This window comes from Lyngbya sp. CCAP 1446/10, from assembly GCF_026130175.1.
In the GTDB taxonomy this organism is placed as follows: Bacteria; Cyanobacteriota; Cyanobacteriia; order Cyanobacteriales; family Microcoleaceae; genus Microcoleus.
In genome coordinates this window covers 55057-74695 of record NZ_JAIGNI010000057.1, presented here as the reverse complement: position 1 = coordinate 74695, position 19639 = coordinate 55057, and the positions used below count along the sequence as shown (strand labels likewise).

General features: G+C 45.5%; 12 protein-coding genes and 1 other RNA gene. 8 read left to right on the top strand and 5 right to left on the bottom strand.

What is annotated here, in order from left to right:
* The first annotated feature begins 250 nt into the window (after positions 1–250).
* From K4039_RS21260 to K4039_RS21240, 5 genes are all read left to right on the top strand, one after another.
* Positions 251–4483 (top strand): PAS domain S-box protein, encoded by a 4233-nt coding sequence (locus K4039_RS21260; RefSeq protein ID WP_265238251.1) that lies wholly within the window; start codon positions 251–253, stop codon positions 4481–4483.
* Between the two features lie 230 nt (positions 4484–4713).
* Positions 4714–5877 carry a magnesium/cobalt transporter CorA gene (gene corA / locus K4039_RS21255; RefSeq protein ID WP_265238250.1) on the top strand — a complete coding sequence of 388 codons (1164 nt, stop codon included), beginning with the start codon at positions 4714–4716 and terminating at the stop codon, positions 5875–5877.
* A gap of 326 nt (positions 5878–6203) precedes the next feature.
* Positions 6204–6638, top strand: an RNA gene (gene rnpB / locus K4039_RS21250) — RNase P RNA component class A.
* Positions 6639–6952: 314 nt separating this feature from the next.
* Positions 6953–7666, top strand: coding sequence for a ribonuclease III (rnc, locus tag K4039_RS21245; RefSeq protein ID WP_265238248.1), 714 nt, complete (start codon positions 6953–6955; stop codon positions 7664–7666).
* A gap of 210 nt (positions 7667–7876) precedes the next feature.
* Complete coding sequence (locus K4039_RS21240) at positions 7877–8974, top strand: Gfo/Idh/MocA family protein (RefSeq protein ID WP_265238247.1); 1098 nt, start codon at positions 7877–7879, stop codon at positions 8972–8974.
* A 551-nt stretch (positions 8975–9525) separates the two neighbouring features.
* On the opposite strand, the gene K4039_RS21235 is transcribed toward K4039_RS21240, so the two are convergent.
* Both K4039_RS21235 and K4039_RS21230 read right to left on the bottom strand, forming a co-directional pair.
* Entirely contained in the window at positions 9526–11583 is a 2058-nt protein-coding gene (locus K4039_RS21235) for a sensor histidine kinase (RefSeq protein ID WP_265238245.1), read from the bottom strand.
* Positions 11584–11826: 243 nt separating this feature from the next.
* On the bottom strand, positions 11827–12096 hold the full coding sequence (locus tag K4039_RS21230) for a hypothetical protein (RefSeq protein ID WP_265238243.1): 270 nt from the start codon (positions 12094–12096) through the stop codon (positions 11827–11829).
* 150 nt (positions 12097–12246) lie between these two features.
* Here K4039_RS21230 and K4039_RS21225 point away from each other — a divergent pair, with 150 nt between their 5' ends.
* The 3 genes from K4039_RS21225 to K4039_RS21215 all read left to right on the top strand — a co-directional run bounded on the left by K4039_RS21225 (position 12247) and on the right by K4039_RS21215 (position 15406).
* Positions 12247–12486 (top strand): trans-aconitate 2-methyltransferase, encoded by a 240-nt coding sequence (locus K4039_RS21225; protein WP_265238242.1) that lies wholly within the window; start codon positions 12247–12249, stop codon positions 12484–12486.
* Positions 12487–13135: 649 nt separating this feature from the next.
* Entirely contained in the window at positions 13136–14641 is a 1506-nt protein-coding gene (locus tag K4039_RS21220; RefSeq protein WP_265238240.1) for a cryptochrome/photolyase family protein, read from the top strand.
* A gap of 507 nt (positions 14642–15148) precedes the next feature.
* Entirely contained in the window at positions 15149–15406 is a 258-nt protein-coding gene (locus K4039_RS21215) for a DUF2811 domain-containing protein (RefSeq protein WP_265238257.1), read from the top strand.
* A gap of 166 nt (positions 15407–15572) precedes the next feature.
* On the opposite strand, the gene K4039_RS21210 is transcribed toward K4039_RS21215, so the two are convergent.
* The 3 genes from K4039_RS21210 to psb34 form a co-directional block, all read right to left on the bottom strand.
* The gene (locus K4039_RS21210; protein ID WP_265238238.1) at positions 15573–16265 is read right to left on the bottom strand and encodes a response regulator transcription factor; all 693 of its coding nucleotides are present in this window, start codon (positions 16263–16265) and stop codon (positions 15573–15575) included.
* Between the two features lie 552 nt (positions 16266–16817).
* Positions 16818–19040, bottom strand: a complete 2223-nt coding sequence (locus K4039_RS21205) for a tetratricopeptide repeat protein (protein ID WP_265238236.1) — start codon at positions 19038–19040, stop codon at positions 16818–16820.
* Positions 19041–19452: 412 nt separating this feature from the next.
* On the bottom strand, positions 19453–19620 hold the full coding sequence (gene psb34, locus K4039_RS21200) for a photosystem II assembly protein Psb34 (protein WP_265238234.1): 168 nt from the start codon (positions 19618–19620) through the stop codon (positions 19453–19455).
* Positions 19621–19639 lie beyond the last annotated feature (19 nt).

The window sequence follows — 19639 nt, the reverse complement described above, 5'->3', positions numbered from 1 at the left end:
CATCTCCCCCTCTCCCCATCTCCCCATCTCTCTTTTGTATCCGATGCGTCTTGTTTAAAAAAAGAGCAGATGCTTTAATTTAAGTTATATTCATAAAAATACTATTTCCTGAAAATTCTTGTAATATAGAGAGTTGCGCCGAAAACTGCACCGGAAATCGCAAAAGTAAAGTATGCAAAAATATTTGAGTGAGTTAAACTAATTTCAGGAAAATAGTAAAGTTTAACTTGCAAGCGATCAAAAAATACCCATGCAGGAAGTTATCAACTCGTTACAGTCTTTTTTCTCTAACTCTGTTGATGCTTTCCTAGAGTGCGATCGACAGCAAAAATACCTATCTGTTAATCCTGTAGCTGCTGGCTGGATGGGATTGGAGTCTGCGGAAATAGTCAACAAAACTAATCAGGAATTATTAAAATTATATCCCAATAATACTGCTCTCAAAAATATAATCTCGCAGATTGATTCCTGCCTGCAACAAGTATTTATCACAGGCGAAACAAAGCTGGCAATTCACGAGGTGACAGCAGCAGACGGCGGGATTAAAATCTACGAAACGGCTTACACGCCAGCGATGGATGCCTCTAGCAACCAGATGCGGGTTTTGGGCGTTGGTAGAGATATCACCAGGCACTACCGCTGGCAGCAGCAGAAAGCTCAACAGTTGCGCCGATCGAATCATTTACTGTGGTTGAATGCAGCTAACAGTCCCCTGGCAATGGTAGGCTGGGATGAAGATTTTCGGATCATTCAGTGGTCAAAACGTGCTGAAGAAATTTTTGGCTGGACATCTGATGATATGCTGGGCAAGCATTTCGGCGATTTGGATTTGGTTTGCGAGGAAGATAAAGAGGCCGTAAGTGCGATCGAACTCGAACTAACCTCCGGCAGCGGCAATACTTCAATTAACCGCAACTATACCAAATGCGGACAGGTAATTTGGTGTCGCTGGTTCAACTCGATTATTCGCAGCGGCGACACTTTTACCGTACTTTCCTTAGTGGAAGACATCACAGATCGCAAACGGTTGGAAGCCGAAAAAGCCCAAGCTTCTCGCCTCACAGCAATGGTAGCAGATGTCGGTATTGCCCTGACTAAACACCCTCAAGATATCCTGCTTCCCTGTTGCGAGGCAATGGTGCGAAATCTCGATGTCGCCTCCGCTGAAATTTGGACTTTAAACTCTCAATCTAATATTTGGGAGTTGCAAGCAGCCTCGGAAATCTACAGCCACACAGACGATCGGGTGAGCTTTATTGCAAGTAAGGTTAACTCGATCGCCCAACAGCAAAAACCGCAATTTGACTGCGGATTTGAACTGAAGAATTTTGGACTTCCAGAGGAAGAATCCGAAGCAACAGGGTTATACAGTTCCGAATTAGCAATTATCAACAACCGCCAAAATCCGGCAAATTGCCAAATTCCCCAGCAAATTCTTACCTTCGCCGGCTACCCCTTAATAGTCGAAGAAAGGCTGGTGGGAGTCATGGTAATTATCAGCCTCAAGCCGCTGACAGCACCTTTTCAGGAAACTTTGGCATCGGTTGCCGATGTCATCGCTTTAGGCATCGAACGCAAGCGCGCAGAAGCCGAATTAAAATCAGCGAGAAGCTTCCTCAATTCTGTAGTAGAAAATCTGCCTGTGGGAGTTTTTGCTAAAGATGCTTCTTCGCTGAAATTTGTGCTGTGGAATAAGGCGGGAGAAACGATCGCAGGTGTGACATCTCAAGAGGCGATCGGCAAAAATGACTACGATATTTACCCCAAAGAACAAGCTGATGTTTTCACTGCTCAAGACAGGGAAATATTGACCGCTCCTCACAACCAATCTACTGTTAAAGACATCGCCGAAGAGCCGATCCAAACTCGCCACAAAGGTATGAGAATTCTGCACACCCGCAAAGTGCCAATTCTCGATGCTCAGGGCTATCCTCAGTACGTTTTGGGCATTACAGAAGATATTACCGAACGCAGGCAGGTAGACGAAAGCGTGCGCCTCTACGACCAAATTGTTGAGAATATGCAAATTGGTTTGTATGTCTACCATTTGGAAGATATAGACGATGATAGTACGTTAAGGATGATCGCCTCGAATCCGGCTGCTACGCGGTTTACCGGGCTAGAAATGGCCGACGTTTTGGGCATGACAATTGACGAGATTTTTCCCGATTGGCGATCGAAAAATATTCCCCAAGCCTTTGCTTCAGTAATTCGCAGCCAAAAAGCCCTAGAAGTTGAAGATATTGACTGTGACGAATCCGGCAAAATAACTCGCGCTTTTTCTATTAAAGCTTTTCCCTTACCTAACAACTCCGTCGGCGTTGCTTTTGAAAACATTACCAAGCGCAAATGCCTGGAAGTAGAATTGCAAGTAGCTTTGGCACAAACTGAAAGTTCCGAACAACTGCTTCGCACGGTAATTGACAAAACTAGCGACTGGATTTTTGCCAAAAATACAGATTTTCGCTTTATTTTGGCAAACAAGAGTTTTGCTCAAGCGATCGGCAAAACAGTCGAAGAAATCCTTGGCAAAACAGATGTAGAATTAGGATTTTCAGAAGATCTCATATTTGGTAATTCCGCCAAGAATATCCGAGGATTCCGCAACGACGACTCTGCTGTACTTGCCGGAGCAATTATCCACAATCCCTGCGATGCGGCAACAGTTGCTGACGGTTCAGTACATATTTTAGACACCCAAAAACTTCCCCTGCGCGATGCTGAAGGCAATATATTTGCAGTGCTAGCTTTCACTCACGATATTACAGAACGCCATGAATCGGAAGCAGCTTTACGCAGGAGTGAAGCCAGATTTCGGTCTTTGGTAGCTAATATTCCCGGAGTAGTTTATCGCTGTCGGTGCGATTTTTCGACAAGTTTTATTAGCGAGGCTATTTACTTACTAGCTGGCTACCCTGCTGCGGATTTTGTTTCGCGTTTGGACAGGGGAGGACGGACTTTTGCTAGCATTATTTACGCGGAAGATTTGGCAAAAGTAGAAGCAACAATTCGGCAAGGAATAGAAAAGAAACAGTCTTATCACTTGGAATACCGCTTGCTAGCAGCAGACGGCACGGTTAAATGGGTGTGGGATAAAGGTTCTCCCGTGTTAGACGCAGATGGGAGTGTTTCCTGTTTGGATGGGGCAATTTTTGATATTAGCGATCGCTACTACGCCCAAGAAGCATTGCGCCAAAAAACTTCTGAGTTGGAAGCTGTTTTTCTGGCATTGCCAGATTTGTATTTCCGCGTCGATGCTGACGGCATTATTTTGGATTACTTGTCAGGAAATTCAGCGGATTTGCACCTAAACTCCGACTATTTTCTTGGCAAACGAATGACAGATATATTGCCACCAACCGCCGCCAGTCAGCTCGATCAGGCTCTTCTTGAAGTTGCCGAAAACAGAACTCCAGTTAATCTAGAGTATTCGCTACCCCTGGAGTCAGGAGAAGAAACTTATGAAGCGAGATTGCTGCCTTTTAACTCGAATCAAGCGATCGCCATCGCCCGCAATATTACCAAGCGCAAACAAGCCGAATCTGAATTAAAACATAAAAATCACGAGTTAGAGCAAACATTGAAACAATTAGGCAGAACTCAAGCTCAACTAATTCAAGCGGAAAAAATGTCGAGTTTGGGACAGCTAGTGGCGGGAATTGCTCACGAAATTAATAATCCTGTCAGTTTTATATACGGCAATATAATTTACGCTAGCAACTACGCCAAAAACTTACTGCAACTGTGCAGTTTATATCAAGAATATTACCCGGAACCTGTTTCTGCGATCGCGGAGTTTGCTGAGGAAATAGAAGTAGAATTCATGAAAGAGGATTTCCCGCACCTGCTGAAATCAATTGAAACTGGAGCCGATCGCATTCGCGAAATTGTTCTGTCTTTGCGCAACTTTTCTCGCCTGGAAGAATCAGCTCTTAAGCGTGTTGATATTCACGAAGGAATTGACAGCGCCATATTAATTTTGCAACATAAAATTAAAGAAAATGGTAAAAATCGCCAGATCGAAATAGTTAAAAAATATGGAAAACTGCCGCCAGTACAGTGCTACGTCGGACAGTTAAATCAAGTGTTTATGAATATATTAAGTAATGCCATTGATGCTTTAACCGATGTCAGAAATAGAAGGTTAGAATTGACGATTGCAACGGATGCGGAAGGGCAAAATTCTCCGAGTTTACCTTTGGCTTGCGACGTATTACCTTCGATTTGGATTCGCACGGAGGTTTTGGAGAACAATCGGGTGGCGATCGCAATTTCGGATAACGGGCTGGGAATAGCAGAGTCTGTTAAATCTCGGATATTTGACCCGTTTTTCACTACTAAACCAGTCGGTAAAGGTACTGGTTTGGGACTGTCTATCTCTTATCAGATTGTGGTGGAAAGACACGGGGGCACGCTGCGGTGCATTTCCGCGCCTGGTGGGGGAACTGAATTTGCGATCGAGATTCCAATTCGGCAAAGGTAATTGGTCATTAGTCATTGGTCATTGGTCATTAGTCATTGGTCATTTAGTATAATTTAGGCAAGAAAAAGATTTCTTATAAAACATTTATTTGGCTGCGATAATTCTACAAAAAAAAACAGGTGAACCCTCCCTGGCAAGTCATAGTTAAGCTTATTCATCCAGGCTTAATTGGTAATTGTGCCAAAAAAGTGATAACCTAATTAAATGTTCTAAATGTCAGGAATATCAACATGGTATACAAAAGCATACATACTTCTAGTGCAGTTGCAAAACCAATTAATGATGATGATGATTCCTACGTTGACTATTTTTATGACGATCCGGGAGCGCTACCGGGAACTCTCGACTTAGAACCCGATGCGCCGCCTCCCGAGATTATATTAATTGACTATTGTGAGACAGGAGCTACTCGCGCCCAATTGGCAAATCCTAGAGAAGCTGCTACCTATTTAGATACAGAATCTGTTTCTTGGGTTGATATGTTGGGATTGGGAAACAAAGAGACTTGGCGACAAATGGCCGAAGTGTTTAATTTACACGTCATGGCTCAGGAAGATGTAGTTAATGTTCCTCAAAGACCGAAAGTTGTAGACTATGAAGAACACCTTTTAATCATTGCTTGGATGGTTATGGTTAAGCCTAATTCAGATAATTTTCATAAAGAACAAGTAAGTTTTATTTTGGGCAAGCATTACCTGCTAACTGTTCAGGAAGAACCGGACTATGATTGTTTTGACCCCGTGCGCGATCGCATTCGCAAAGGACAAGGAACTATTCGCAAGCACGGAGCAGATTATCTTGCCTATACTCTCCTAGATTCGATTATAGATGGATTTTTCCCTGTATTAGAACTTTACGGAGAGCGGATTGAAGAGTTAGAGGATGAAGTGGTGGTGCGCCCCACCCGTAGAACCCTGGAAAAAATCTATAAAATCCGGCGAGAATTGCTGACGCTGCGTCGCGCAATTTGGCCACAGCGGGATGCAATTAACACGTTAATTCGCGATAGCAGCGATTTGATTAGTCCAGAGGTGCGAATTTACCTGCGCGACTGTTACGATCACACGGTGCAGGTGATGGATATGGTGGAAACTTACCGGGAACTGTCTTCGGGTTTGATGGATGTTTATTTGTCTTCGGTTGGCAATAAGATGAATGAAATCATGAAATTGCTAACGGTGATTTCGAGTATTTTTATTCCGTTAACTTTTGTGGCGGGAGTATACGGAATGAATTTCAATGCAGAGAAATCGCCTTTGAATATGCCGGAACTGAACTGGTATTTTGGCTATCCGCTTTGTTGGGCGTTGATGGTGGCGATCGCTTCTAGCTTAGTTTACTTCTTCTGGCGGCGTGGCTGGTTTGAAAATTTTTCTACTATTAAAGATGACTGAGTTTAGGAATTATAAATGCGATCGCCCCACACGACATTTTTTGCGACAAGGCGTTAATAGGTTTGTGATGCCAGTTAAAAAATCCAAATGTAGGACTTACGCCCGCTAACCTCAGAAACCCGGTTTCTACGAGATTTTGTGTTTAGTAACCAGAAATATAGGAATAAACCGGGTTTCTAGCCCTTGGTTGCAGCCTTGTCATAAATCCTGGTATTATCAGCCAAAAATCCTTAAGCTCCCAGATTGATCTGTGGAGTAAATCTAAAATTGAAAATCTAAAATCTAAAATCTAAAATCCCTCGATTCCTGTACAATAAATCTGGGGAAAAAGTAGGCGCAGGCGGTTGCGGATTAGCGAAAGCTTGTCTGAGGAAAGTCCGGGCTCCCGAAAAACCAAACTTGCTGGGTAACGCCCAGTGCGAGCGATCGTGAGGATAGTGCCACAGAAAAATACCGCCCCCCAATTTGAGATTGGAGATTGGAGATTTAAGATTACATCAAAAATCGAAGATCGAAAATCGCAAAGTGTTAGGGGTAAGGGTGCAAAGGTGCGGTAAGAGCGCACCAGCAGCATCGAGAGGTGCTGGCTCGGTAAACCCCAGTTGGGAGCAAGGTCGGAGGGACTATGGTTGGTTTTTTACCAGTTCCGTTCTTTGGTACCGCTTGAGGCGTTTGGTAACAAGCGTCCCAGATAGATAACTGCCCTCGAAAATTGCTTGCAGTTGAGAGAACAGAACCCGGCTTATGTCCGACTTTTTCCCCTCCAATTTTTCGGGTAAAGTGCTGATGGCCAGGCGCACAAAGCAGGAATATTTAGCGCCGTGAGCACCGGAAAATTATTTAGTTGAGTTTGTAGGGTGCGCAATGCGCACCGGTTGACCAAGTTTCAGTGTTTTGATTCTGAACTGAAGCCCCCAAGCAATTTTCCTTGGTTTAAGCCTGAAAAATCGGAACTTAAAATAACGGTCTTCTGCTTTTGATCCGGTTCAAATTTACCACGCTTGGGCAAGGATAAGGTGCGCCATAAGCACCCTACGGAATATTTAGTTTTTTAAGGAAAAGCTTTTTTATTAGTATGCATCAGATTTATCCGGGTCGCCAAAAGCAACTTGAAACATTAATTGAAAAATTGGGAGTGTCAAAGGATGCTGCGATTAAATGGCATTTAGTCGATTTAGCTTTGACTCATGCAAGTGCGTCTGCTAAGGCAAATTATGAGCAATTAGAGTTTGTGGGCGATGCTGTGGTGCGGCTGGCTGCGTCGGAATTGTTGTTTGAGATTTATCCCGATTGTACGGTGGGGGAATTTGCTGCTATTCGATCGATCTTGGTGAGCGATCGCATTCTTGCTAAAATCGCTGACAGTTACGGGTTCGATCGCTATTTAATCGTTTCCAACAGCGCCGCAGCCGACAAAACAGGCGCCGTACCCCGGCTGGCAGATTCTTTGGAAGCCTTGCTGGCAGCGCTTTATTTGAGTGTCCAGACATTAGAATTGGTTCGCCCTTGGCTCGATCCTCACTTTCAACGCCTAGCGGCGGAAATTCGCAGCGATCCGGCCCGCCAAAACTACAAAGCTGCTCTCCAGGAGTTGACTCAAGGCAAATACAAAACTTTGCCCAAATATAGCGTGAAAGAAACGGGGACAGTGCAGGGCGGTGAGGATCGTTTTACGGCAGAAGTTCTGATTCAGGGAGAGTTGGTAGCTGAGGGAAAAGGTCGATCGATCAAAGCGGCCGAACAAGCAGCGGCTCAGGCAGCTTTTAGGCAGTTGACAGTTGACAGTTGATAGTTGGCAGTTGGCAGTTGACAGTTGACAGTTGACAGTTGACAGTTGACAGTTGATAGTTGGCAGTTGATAGTTGATAGTTGATAGTTGGCAGTTGACAGTAGTTATTAGTCATTGGTCATTGGAATTCGCAGTTTTTAGGATGAAAAAGCATACCCAAAAATTAGCAAATATGCTATGATTGCCGTGCGATTTTTGAAATTATTATCAATGAAAATCGGAATAGCTGTATTGGGTGCCGGCCGCTGGGGAGTTAACCTAATTCGCAACTTTCTCGAACATCCCAACAGCGAAGTTTTAGCGGTTGTAGACCAAAATCGAGGTTCATTGGTGGCTGTCCAAAAACAGTTTAATCTGCATCCCTCGGTGATTCTAGCTACCGATTGGTCACAAGTGCAAGGATTGCCCGGACTGGATGCTGTGGCGATCGCCACTCCAGCTTCCACACACTACACCCTCGCAACCGCCGCGCTGCAACAAGGCTACCACGTCTTAGTAGAAAAACCCCTCGCCCTCAACCTCTGTGAAGCAATAGAACTCTGCGAATTAGCCAAAAAACAGCAGCGGCAACTCTTCGTTGACCATACTTATCTGTTTCATCCAGCAGTCGATCGCGGCAAAACGATCATTCAGCAGCATCAACTCGGAACCTTGCGCTACGGTTACGCCCAGCGCACTCATTTTGAACCGGTGCGACACGACGTTGATGCCCTTTGGGACTTGGCCGTTCACGATATCGCTATTTTCAACACTTGGCTAGAACAAAGCCCAATTCAAGTCAGCGCTACGGGGACTGTATTTCCCAAGTCAGAAGTCACAAGTCAGAGTGAAGAAGGAATAAATCAAGAACCAGGATTAGCAGATTTAGTTTGGGTAACGCTGACTTATCCCGACGGATTTCAAGCATTCATTCACCTATGTTGGCTAAATCCCGACAAACAAAGGCGTTTAACAGTTGTTGGCAGTTTGGGAACTTTGATTTTTGATGAAATGTCGCCGGAAACTCCGCTGATTTTGCAGCGTGGTGGTTCAAATCGGGGAGGTGATGAGGATAATTTTGGCGAAAGTGCGATTCCCTACGGGATAGCTTCGCTGCACGGGCTACAGCCAACTACTAGCATTAAACGTCGCGAAATATTAAGTTTAGAACAAGTAGAGCCACTGCGGCGAGTGTGCGATCGTTTCCTCAACTGCGTGCAAACAAATACCCCTTGTCCTAGCTCTTCCGGTGCCACTTCCGTCGAATTAATCCGCATTCTCAGCACTTTGAGCAAATCTCTCGAACTTGGCGGAGAGCCCCTGATATAGCAGTTGAAAGTTGAAAGTTGACAGTTGACAGTTACATAGTACGAGAATCAAACCGTTTATGCTCAAGGGTTATAGGATCTATTCATGACATTATTTATGTCCTAACCTATGTGGCGGTTGCTATACCATTTGAGATTTTAGATTAAGAAAATCAGATCGTGTCCGTTGGAGCGATCGCCATAAAATTGGTTGGTAGTGAGTAATTTATTCCTCATAAAAATCTCCCAACTAAAATCATCACTGCGAACCTTTTATTAAGGATAATTGACCAGACATATAGCAGTTGTAATCGGGAAAAAATCAATCGGTAATCAGAAACAAGCTGGCGGTTCACAAGTTGCTCCCGTGGCAATTACCAATTACCAATTATCAATTATCAATTACCCATCTATTTGAGAAAAGCCCTAATATAGCGGTTCTCAAGTGTGGTGAGGTATGCCATATGCCCCATGCCCTATGCCCCATGCCCCATGCCCTATGCCCCATGCCCTATGCCCCATGCCCTATGCCCTATGCCGTTCGCGTACCTGATCTTTCTGAGAAAGGCTATATCAGTCATAACTTTTAAAAGTTCCATTTTCCTTTACCAAGTCCGGGCTGTGAAAATAAAAACTTGACTGCTGATTGACAGGCAAAGAAATCATCACCGCAGTACCTTGATCCACCCCCGCGCTGTGCAGAGTAATGCTTCCGATCATAGATTCCATGATCCTGCGGGAGATAGCCAAGCCCAAACCGTTACCCCCAAACTTGCGAGTTGTAGAACCATCAGCCATCACAAAAGGTTGAAACAATTTCTGCTGTTGCTCAGGATCTATACCAATTCCGGTATCTTTAATTGTCACCACCACCCAATCGCTTTGAGTGTTGTTGCCGATCGCATTTTCCGACCCACTCCCGTTAAAACTACCAGAATTAGTCCTCGCTTCGACGCGCACAGATATACTAATGCTGCCCGACTCTGTAAACTTAACGGCATTGCTCAACACGTTTAAAAATACCTGTTTTAGCTTCTCCGGATCTGCCTGAACAATAATCGGAGCGTGAGGAGCTGGCAAGTTTAATTTCAAACGTTTTTCCTCAATTTTAGCGGCTTGCAAATCAATCGCGTCTTCAAGTACCTGAGTAATATCAACTACTTCTAACATCAGGGAAAAAGTGCCGGATTCAATTTTAGCAATGTCCAAAATATCATTAATAATATTCAGCAATTGCATTGACGAGTCGTGGGCGCGTTGCAAGAACTCCATCTCTTCATCTCGGTCATCGCAGTAGCCGTCACGCACAATTTGAATAAAACCAATAATTCCGTTGAGTGGCGTTCTCAATTCGTGAGAAATATTTCCCAAAAATTCATTTTTTAACTGATTGGCAACTTGCGCTTCCTTGGTGGCGATTTCCAATTCTTCTGCCCAGGATCTGAGGCGCTGCACCATGCTGTTGAGTGCTTCTGATAGTTGATTGAATTCTCGAATTTGGAAATTTTCCGGCACTGCTAGGGGCGCTTCTGCTGTATCCACTTTCTGTGCGTAGTCCCTCAGTTTTTCCAAAGGACGCGCTAAGTCGCGAGACAGATATAAAGTCGCGATGATACTAGCAGCAACCAAACCCACAATTAAATTAAATAAAACTTGCTGAATTTCTTCCAAACCTGATAGAGCATAATCTAAACGAGAGACAGCTAAAATAATCCACTTGCTGTTCTCCTTTCTAGTTGAAGGACTAGGGATAGCAGCGTATCCTGCTAGCAACTCTACGCCATTTCTTTCAAAGGAAAATAGGTGGAGAAAAGCCTGTCCGCCAGCCATCGCCCTTCTGAGAATACTTTTTAGTCGATCGGCATCTGCCTCTTGGGCGATATTGCGGCCCACGCGCTTGATATTCGGGTGCGCCAAAATCGTCCCATCTTGGTCGATCGCCACCGTATAGCCAGCTAGAGAACCCTTGGGAGCACTGGTTTGCACCGGCAGGGCCGACTGCAAACTCAAAGCATAACTCAACTGCCGGCTGTTGCCCCGACGAGTGTAAACTGGAGCGCTCAACACCAAACTCACTTGGCTGTCGCGGCCTTCTTTACTCGCATCTGGAAAATCCTCAGCACTCACAGCCACCTTCTTGCTGTTGGCTTTTCCCTGTCGCTGGAGAGGCCACGACAGACTGATGTAAACGCTCTTCTCATCCAGCAGAGTTTGCTGCTGCTGCACTGGCGGCCACAACTTGGCAGGTAGCGACTGAATCGGCTGCTGCCCGCAAGTGCTCGCTATCACTTGATTTGTCTGTATATTAGTCAATTGCAAGCAATCAACCTGGGCTGGCAACCGCTGCCCTAATTGCGCGATAAACTTTTGATAATCCTTCGGCTCTACAGACTGCAACATTGAGTTTTCCGAAGCGCCAATCAGATTGGACTTCAGCGATTTCGACCACTGTTCAATAGTTTCTGCTTTTCTGACAGCACTTTCTGTCAAATTTTGACGAGCAGTTTCCAGAAGCGTCGATCGTGCCTTGCGATAGGTAACATACTCCCCCACCAGTAGAACAGGCACGCTGAGCAACAAAATCCGCGACAGTAAAATACGGCGAAAGGAGGATTGACCTAACTTAACCATAGGACATATCAAAATTAAGGTGCAACACCAACAGCGACCATAGTGCAATCAACCAGACGGAAAGCGCGAATCGGTCTAGGGTGCTCCGCTGACGAGACAACACAGCTTCAGAACAACATTTAAACACAATTATAGAAGCCACTGTAGTAATCTCGATTCTAAGTGTCTTAACTTAAGGATGCTCAGCAATTTGTTTGGTCAAGGCCTGTGATTTCGGTCACACTTCCATCCTCAATGGGAGGCTCAAGTTGCACCCGTGAGCCCTGGGGCAAAATCTTTCAGGCTGCAAAACAGGCTGGGGTTGACAGACCGCTGTTGGTTAAAGGTAGAATCTTCTGGATGCACTAGCAGTCGAAAGTAAGAGGCAAAAATTTCTGTCTCCCCCTCGTGTACGGAGAGAATGCTGGCTCGATCGCACTTTTGTTTCCGAATACCTGCGAGCTCTGCCCCATCGGATGGGCGATTCGAGATGCTGCACCCCGCAAGTGGCGAACATTGGCCCAAACAGTGCACCCACGCTCCCTAATTTTGCGGTCTCGGCAATAGTTGACCTAGCTGAATCGATGAAAAAAAACTCCAGCAATTATACGTATTATTACACAAACAAGCGTCCCAGATATCATCACGCTTATTTGGTATCTCCCCTAGAAATGGTGGCGACACTTGACTGAGGCCAGCCAGACAAAACTCGGAGTTTTCGATCTCGGCTGTGGCAATGGCAGCCTCAGTCACCTCATCGCAGAGCACGGCTGCGAAGTTGTCGGCGTTGACACTTCTGCACCCGGAATTGCCATCTCCCGTCAAAGTTTCCCAAGTGTCAGTTTATCCAAGCAGATATTTACGAACTCCCCGATACCGATATGCCGCACTGATTTGATGTTGTCTTATACCAATTTAATGTGAGGCTGCATAGAATCCGATCCCCCTCGCATCCCCCGAAAGCAAGGGGGACTTTGATCGGAATCTTGTCCCCCCCTTATTAAGGGGGGCGCCAGGGAGATCGGATTCTATACAGCCTCATAAAAAATTGGTATTAGCCATTGAAGTAATCGAACACTGACTTGATCCGAAAGGACTGAAAAAATCTGCAAAATTATGTCTCAAACCGGGAGAATGTCTAATTGTTTTTACCCGGTTGCGGCTATTTTAAAAACATGGCTTTAGCTATTTATGGAAAATTAAAAAATATTTAATCGTTGGGGATAGCACCACATTATTTTTCGATTATATGCTGATTAAACTATTAACATATGAATAAGCTGTTGAGCATTTAAATTGCATATTCGGGATGGGCTTGTAGCCCGTCCCACAAAAATTTTATTGATTTTTGACATACAATTTAAATGTAGAACAGCTTAGTACGCCGACATTAAATTTATTTTATTGGGTAGGTGCTCCTATATTTAGGAATCAATGTTATGCTCTAGTAAGTTACCGGGAAAACCTAAAAATTTATGAATTTTTATTTGTGACTAATCGGGAAAATCTGTTTGCTAAATAGATAATCAGGCTTCAAGAACAGTGAAAAATAAGTTTCAGGGTAAAACATAAAATGACTGTTGGCGTTTGGATATTAGGCGATCAACTTTGGCACAACCAAGCTGCTCTCAACCGCACAGATGATGAATCTGCCCTACCCGTAATTTTAATTGAATCTTGGCAACAGGTTCAACAGCGCCCCTACCACCAACAAAAATTAGTCTTAATTTGGTCGGCAATGCGCCACTTTGCCGAAGAATTGCGCGGCGCAGGCTGCCAAGTCACTTACACAACATCTGCCGACTTTGAAACACCTCTGAAAGCTTGGATTCAAGCTCACGCCATTACGGAATTGCGGGTGATGGCACCGAACGATCGCCCTTTTTTACGGCTCATCCAAAACTTGCAACTTCCCTGCAAAATAAGCTTAATTCCCAACAATCAATTCCTGTGGAAAGAAACAGAGTTCAGAGATTGGGCATCCAGCCGCAAACGTTTGTTAATGGAAGAGTTTTATCGAGCCAGCCGCCAGCGCTTCCAAGTTTTAATGGATGGCAATAAACCAGTCGGAGGCCAGTGGAATTTTGATAAAGAAAATCGCCAGCCGCCAAAAGGTAAACTGAATACACCGAAAGCTCTTTGGTTTGAACCGGATGCTATAACTCAAGAGGTTATCGAACAAGTTAAATCTCTATCTTTCCCAACTTACGGCAATCTTGAACCTTTTCGCTGGGCGGTGACGCGAGAGCAAGCTTTGCAAGTATTAAATAATTTCATCGAACAGCGTCTCCCCACTTTTGGCCCTTATCAAGACGCGATGGTAACGGGGGAGGAAACTATGTGGCATTCCCTAATTTCTCCGTATCTCAATATTGGCTTGCTGCATCCTTTAGAGGTTATTCAAGCAGCCGAAGCAGCTTACCTCGAAAAAAAATTAAATTTAAACAGCGTGGAGGGTTTTATCCGCCAAATTATCGGGTGGCGAGAATACATTCGTGGTGTTTATTTTTACGTGGATGCTGATTATTTTCAGAAGAATTGGTTCAACCACACTCAGCCGCTGCCGGAGTTTTTTTGGGACGCTAGCAAAACTGATATGAACTGTTTGCACCAAGTTTTAACTCAAGTCGAAGGCAGCGGTTACGCGCACCACATCCAGCGGTTGATGATTTTGAGCAATTTTGGTCTAATTGCGGGAATCTCGCCCCAGGAGTTAGAAAACTGGTTCCACAGCGCGTTTGTTGATGCTTACGACTGGGTGATGCAGACGAATGTGCTGGGCATGGGTTTGTTTGCTGACGGCGGTGTGTTGGCGTCGAAACCCTACGCTGCTTCTGCTAATTACATCAATAAGATGAGCGATTATTGTGGTGGGTGTAAGTTCGATCGCACAGTGCGATCGGGCGAAAATGCCTGTCCGTTCAATTTTTTCTATTGGGACTTCCTGGCGCGCCACCGCGAGAAGCTTCAGTCGATCGGGCGAATGAGCTTTATCTTAGCCAATCTCGACAAAATGTCGCCGGAAGAATTGGCAACCATCCGCCAAAAAGCCGCCGACTGGCACTTAAGAAGTCAGTAGTCAGTAGTCAGTAGTCATTAGTCAGTAGTCATTAGCCATTAGTCATTAGTTATTTGCTACCGATGCCCCATGCCCCATGCCCCATGCCCCATGCCCTTTGCAATTCTTATTTTTTCCCTGACTTTTCCCTAAACATTCCACAGCGTTTCCACAGGCAAGTCTGAGGTTTTCCACAGATTTCAAAAAGTTTTCCACAGAAATTAACGGCACGGTCGGATCTTGCTGCGGAATTGGGGATTTAGTTAACCTCTTGCCAAATCCCTCAGACAAACCTCAAAGATATAAATTTATGTAACAAAAAATACGCCAAAAGGCTGATTATTGCGTAAATATTTTTTTTACATAAAGGACTTTGTAATATTTTGCAACATTGACAAACCCACCTCCTGATACGCACAATGATGCGACCGACCTAAAAAAAAGCGCTCTGATTTCGGCTGTGTCTGCACCTGTATCCGGCCGAAAAGGGGGTTCTGTTTTCAATTTATTAGCGAGACTAAAAAAATGATGAACCCAACAGTCAGTATTTTTGCCGAAATTCCCGAAACGCTGCACGATTCTCTCAAAACTTACCTGGAAACTCATCCCGAATGGGATCTAGACCGAGTATTTTCCGCGTCCCTGTCGCTGTTTTTGTTGCAGAATGCTGATAGCGGTACGCCGGAAGCTTCGCGCAGCTACCGCCAAGCTGCGAGAGTTTATCTCGAAACTCTGTTTCAATCGCCTCAAGACTTGCACAGCAATAATGTAAGTCCTTCATCGTGAAGAAGATGGGAAGATCGGGGGATGCCTGCTGGCGGGGGCGCTGCTTTCTGCTAGGGCGTGGGGAGGATAGGTTTACAAATATCCTGGATTGTGAATCAAAGATCTTGGTGAACCCACCCCCTACAGCCTGGTGCTTAAAGATCCGGCTGCCGAATCCCGAATCCTACTAGGCTTTTGGCTCAAACTTGTAACCCACTCCCCGGACGGTTTGAATCATCGCAATTTGGTTGGTATCTGGTTCAATTTTGCGGCGAATTTGACCTATATGGACATCCACCACGCGATCGGCTCCCACATACTCGTAGTCCCAGACTTCATGCAGCAATTCCGATCGCCTCCACACGCGACCGGGTTTGCTGGCCAAACAGTACAGCAAGTCGAATTCCAAAGCAGTCAAAGCCACTATCTGATTGTTGAGAATCACTTCGCGGCGGACGGGATCTATTAGTAGCTGTCCAAAGGTAAGACTTTGTTGTTGAGTGGGAGTAACAATGCGTTTACGCTTCAAAATTGCTGCAACGCGAGCTCCAATTTCTACAAGACTAAAAGGTTTAGTAATGTAGTCGTCAGCACCTTCGGCAAACCCTTTCATTTTGTCAGCTTCATCGGTTCGGCAGGTCAGCATCAACACAAACACGCCCGTGCGTCTTTGCATTTCTTGACACAGTTTGTAGCCAGTAGTATCGGGTAAATTTACATCTAGAACTACTAAGTCAGGATTGAGTTGCTCAAATAATTCCAGACCGGTCTGACCGTCTTCGGCAGACTCTAGTTGATAACCTTGCTGGCTCAAAAAACGGTGAATTAAATTTCGGATTGCCGGGTCGTCATCAACCACAAGGATTTTTACAGGGGCCATGACCACAACTTTGCTTGAAGAATTAGGCAAGAATATTCAGCCTTGACACTCCCCGCGCTAAAGCGACGGGGATTCTTAAGACTTTCCAGCCTTAATATCCCTATTGTCAGGGTTTCCGGGCGCAATCCTTTTGCCAAAAATGGCGGTCTGCTATCCTAGTCTTACAACTAGCTCCTCGGTCGTAACTTTCCTCCAGTCCGGGGGTAGGTTTTAACGTCTTTTACTGACGATTTAGACGATTTAATCGGTTCAGAACCAAAGTAATTGGTTGTGATTAATTATTTTGAGCATCCGTACTGTTGTTAAGCTAGATACTTGATTTCTCAAAATTCGCAAGTTTCGACTCTTTTGACGATAGCACACTAGCCAGACATTTGTGCAATTGGTAGATCTGATAGGCAGGATAAATCTTGCCATGCCCTTTCATCCCTGGACTAAAGTCACAGGGTTTTCAGGGTATTTTTTATAATAATAGAAAACTGGGTACAAATCTTGAAAAAATTGAGTTTTTAACAGTTATAGCCATATTTATAGCCATAGTTATAGCCATAGTTATAGCCTACGCAAGATTTCAGGCAATAAATCTCCGGGAATTTTGGATAAGGCTAAATTTTGACCTGGCAGCCCACATTCACTATAGAAAGCTCTAATCGTTTTCACAATATAACTCAATGCTGTTTGCCGGGAATCGGCAGCTTGGGAGTTGGCGGGGGCTTGCAGGTTAAGTTTATCTCCATATATTAACCCTTTGTCGTTGAGATGTTGTCCCCAGGCAGTGCACACTTGCAACTGGTGGTGCAGTGCTGCTTCTAGATGGCTGGTTTGGGCGGCTTTGTTGGTGGCGAAATCTGGATCTGTGGCTAGTTGATAGTGGGCTAGTCCGAGATTGTTGCGGGCGGCAAGAGTGTCAAAAGTGAGTTGGGTTCGATCGAGCTTTCCGGCGATATCCAGCGCAGCTTCGTAGGCGGTAATCGCCTGCTGTAAAGATTCCGTCCGCGCCTGTTGCTGCTGGAACTGGTTCGCCAAATGCCAATAAGCGGTACCGAGATTGTTGTAGGTGGCTGCTGCTGCTGCTGGTACTAATTCTCGGGTGCGATATTTCAAGGCTTCGCGGTAGGCATCAATCGCCCTGACTAGCAGGAGTTCTGAGGGTTCGTGCTGGGCGAGGTTCCAGCAAGCAGTACCAAGGTTGTTTTGGACTCCGGCATAGTTGAGCGGTTCTCGATCGGGACTGTAACAGCAGAGGGCTTGAGTGTAAGCGGCGATCGCGCTTTTGAGATAGACGATCGGCTGACCATCTTGAGCTAAATTCCAGTATGCTGTCGCCAAATTATTCTGAGCCGCCGCGTACTGCTGGGGTTCGGCTGCGGGGTCTAGATCTAGTAGCGCTTGTTGGTAAGCTGCAACTGCTTGCTGCAAGTTCTCTGTCTTGTCTTGATAGCGGGCTAAATCTGCCGCAGCGATTCCCAAATTTTTGTTTAATCTCACGCGGGTTTGAGGTTCACTGTCGGCATCTGTGCGGTTCAAACCTTCAAGGTAGAGGGCGATGCTGCGTTCGAGACAGGATACCGGATCTGCGGAGTTGAGCCCATTCGTGCGATCGCGCGACAGCATCCAGTAGAAAGTGCCGAGATCGTTGATTAGATCGGAAATTGGCGGTAGGCTGTTGGACTCGTACTGAGTTAAATTTTGTGTCAATTGGGCAATTAGCCGCGCGCATTCGTCGGTTAGTGGTTGATGTTGCTGCGAGTTGTCGTCGAGTTCCAGGTATGCAATCACTTGCTCGATCGCGCGAATAGCAATTGTCAGGTTTTGCGGGGAAGCGTCTCCGCCCAAAATGCGATCGCGGTAGTAATTTCCCAAACTGTAATAAGCCAAAGCCAATGCTTCGGAACAGCACTGATGTTCTTGCAACAGTTCGATGTATTGCAGGGTTTGCAGCGGCAGTAAATTGTCCTCCGATGCGGGATTATCTGCTGCTTCCAACTCCTCGGAGGCCGATGCTAGCACCAAATCTGCCAGTTCTACGGATTTAGAATCTGTTGTGGTCGAGGGAGAATCGGGAATTGGGGATGGGGAATCGGGAATTGGGGATGGGGAATCGGGAATTGGGGATTCTTGAGACTTTGAATATTTTAAAAGTTTGTCGCCATAGTCTCCGTTGTCCCGCAAGTTTCCGAAGTTTTCCGAGTGCCCGAAGTCTTCCGAGTGCCCGAAGTCTCCCTTAGCTGGAGTTGGTTCGCCTTCAAACTCAAATACTCCGGTGCGCCATTGCCAAAATTCCGGGGCAGATTGCTCGATCGAACTTAGCCAAGGGCGCGAAACCCACAGCAACAGAGTAGACTCGCACATTTGCAGGTTTGCTTCGATGTCTCTCAAATGGCTCAGGAACGACCACTGCACGGCTGGTGAGTGCCTGGTCAGGTGTTCGGCTCCGAGAATTTGAAATCCCGGCAAACGGCCTCCGCTGCCACCGTTTCGGGGCGGTGGGTATTGGGTCAGCCACCGGGCGATCGAGTCCCAAGGATTTGGATCGCTCACGTCGAGTTCCAAACTGACAAATCGGGGATAGTCGATCGAGGAGGGACGAGAAATCGAGTCAGCACTGTCGGTGGCTAATTCTGCCTGCAAGCGGGCTGCCAGACAGTCGCGCAAACACAAGTCGTCACAGGCGGCGATAAAAATTTGACGGCGTAAGTTGAGGTCGATCGCCTGTTTCAAGCGTTGATAGATCTGCTTGTTCGAGCTAGAAACTTTTTGGGAAGGAGTAGACATCACAGTCTGGCGATTTTAGATTTTAGATTTTAGATTTTAGATTTTGGATTGTAGATTATAGAGTTGAGAGTTGAAATCGCCGATAGCTGATCGCAACACCGACCCATTCGGCAGTCAATCGCACCGTTAACCACCACAGGATTGTAGATTTTCAATTAGCAATTTTATATTTTTGACGCTGCCGTCTGATTAATTGCCGCCAAGTCCCTGAACCTCATCGCCCCAAGCAAACCACCAAATTTCTGCTGGTCTTATTTAGTTTTTCAGCTCGCTCGGCACTGTTCAGGATTATCGCAACTACCTGCTTTTCATTGAAACACAAAAACCATGTTGACCTTGGTAGGGAAACATGGTTTGTTGAATGATTATTTAAAATTCTGATTTGAAGCAGGTTGGAATGTCAGCTCAGCTTTTAGACTGAAGCCGCCACATACACCAAACCGGCCACCAACAGGAATGCTGCAACACCTAGGATGATGTAGTTCCGCTGCTGGTTTTTGTCGGGAGGTTCGGCGCCGTAGACTTTCGGCTCTTTGGCAAAGTTGTTCAAGCGTCCGTCTTCTTCGGTAGTATAAGGCATTGGCAACAATCCTCAATAT

What these genes read in the sequence shown, in the direction of transcription:
- K4039_RS21260 (WP_265238251.1), top strand. Translation starts at nt 251, where the DNA reads ATGCAGGAAGTTATCAACTCGTTACAGTCTTTTTTCTCTAACTCTGTT.
- corA (WP_265238250.1), top strand. Translation starts at nt 4,714, where the DNA reads ATGGTATACAAAAGCATACATACTTCTAGTGCAGTTGCAAAACCAATT.
- rnc (WP_265238248.1), top strand. Translation starts at nt 6,953, where the DNA reads ATGCATCAGATTTATCCGGGTCGCCAAAAGCAACTTGAAACATTAATT.
- K4039_RS21240 (WP_265238247.1), top strand. Translation starts at nt 7,877, where the DNA reads ATGAAAATCGGAATAGCTGTATTGGGTGCCGGCCGCTGGGGAGTTAAC.
- K4039_RS21235 (WP_265238245.1), bottom strand. Translation starts at nt 11,583, where the DNA reads ATGGTTAAGTTAGGTCAATCCTCCTTTCGCCGTATTTTACTGTCGCGG.
- K4039_RS21220 (WP_265238240.1), top strand. Translation starts at nt 13,136, where the DNA reads ATGACTGTTGGCGTTTGGATATTAGGCGATCAACTTTGGCACAACCAA.
- K4039_RS21215 (WP_265238257.1), top strand. Translation starts at nt 15,149, where the DNA reads ATGAACCCAACAGTCAGTATTTTTGCCGAAATTCCCGAAACGCTGCAC.
- K4039_RS21210 (WP_265238238.1), bottom strand. Translation starts at nt 16,265, where the DNA reads ATGGCCCCTGTAAAAATCCTTGTGGTTGATGACGACCCGGCAATCCGA.
- K4039_RS21205 (WP_265238236.1), bottom strand. Translation starts at nt 19,040, where the DNA reads ATGTCTACTCCTTCCCAAAAAGTTTCTAGCTCGAACAAGCAGATCTAT.
- psb34 (WP_265238234.1), bottom strand. Translation starts at nt 19,620, where the DNA reads ATGCCTTATACTACCGAAGAAGACGGACGCTTGAACAACTTTGCCAAA.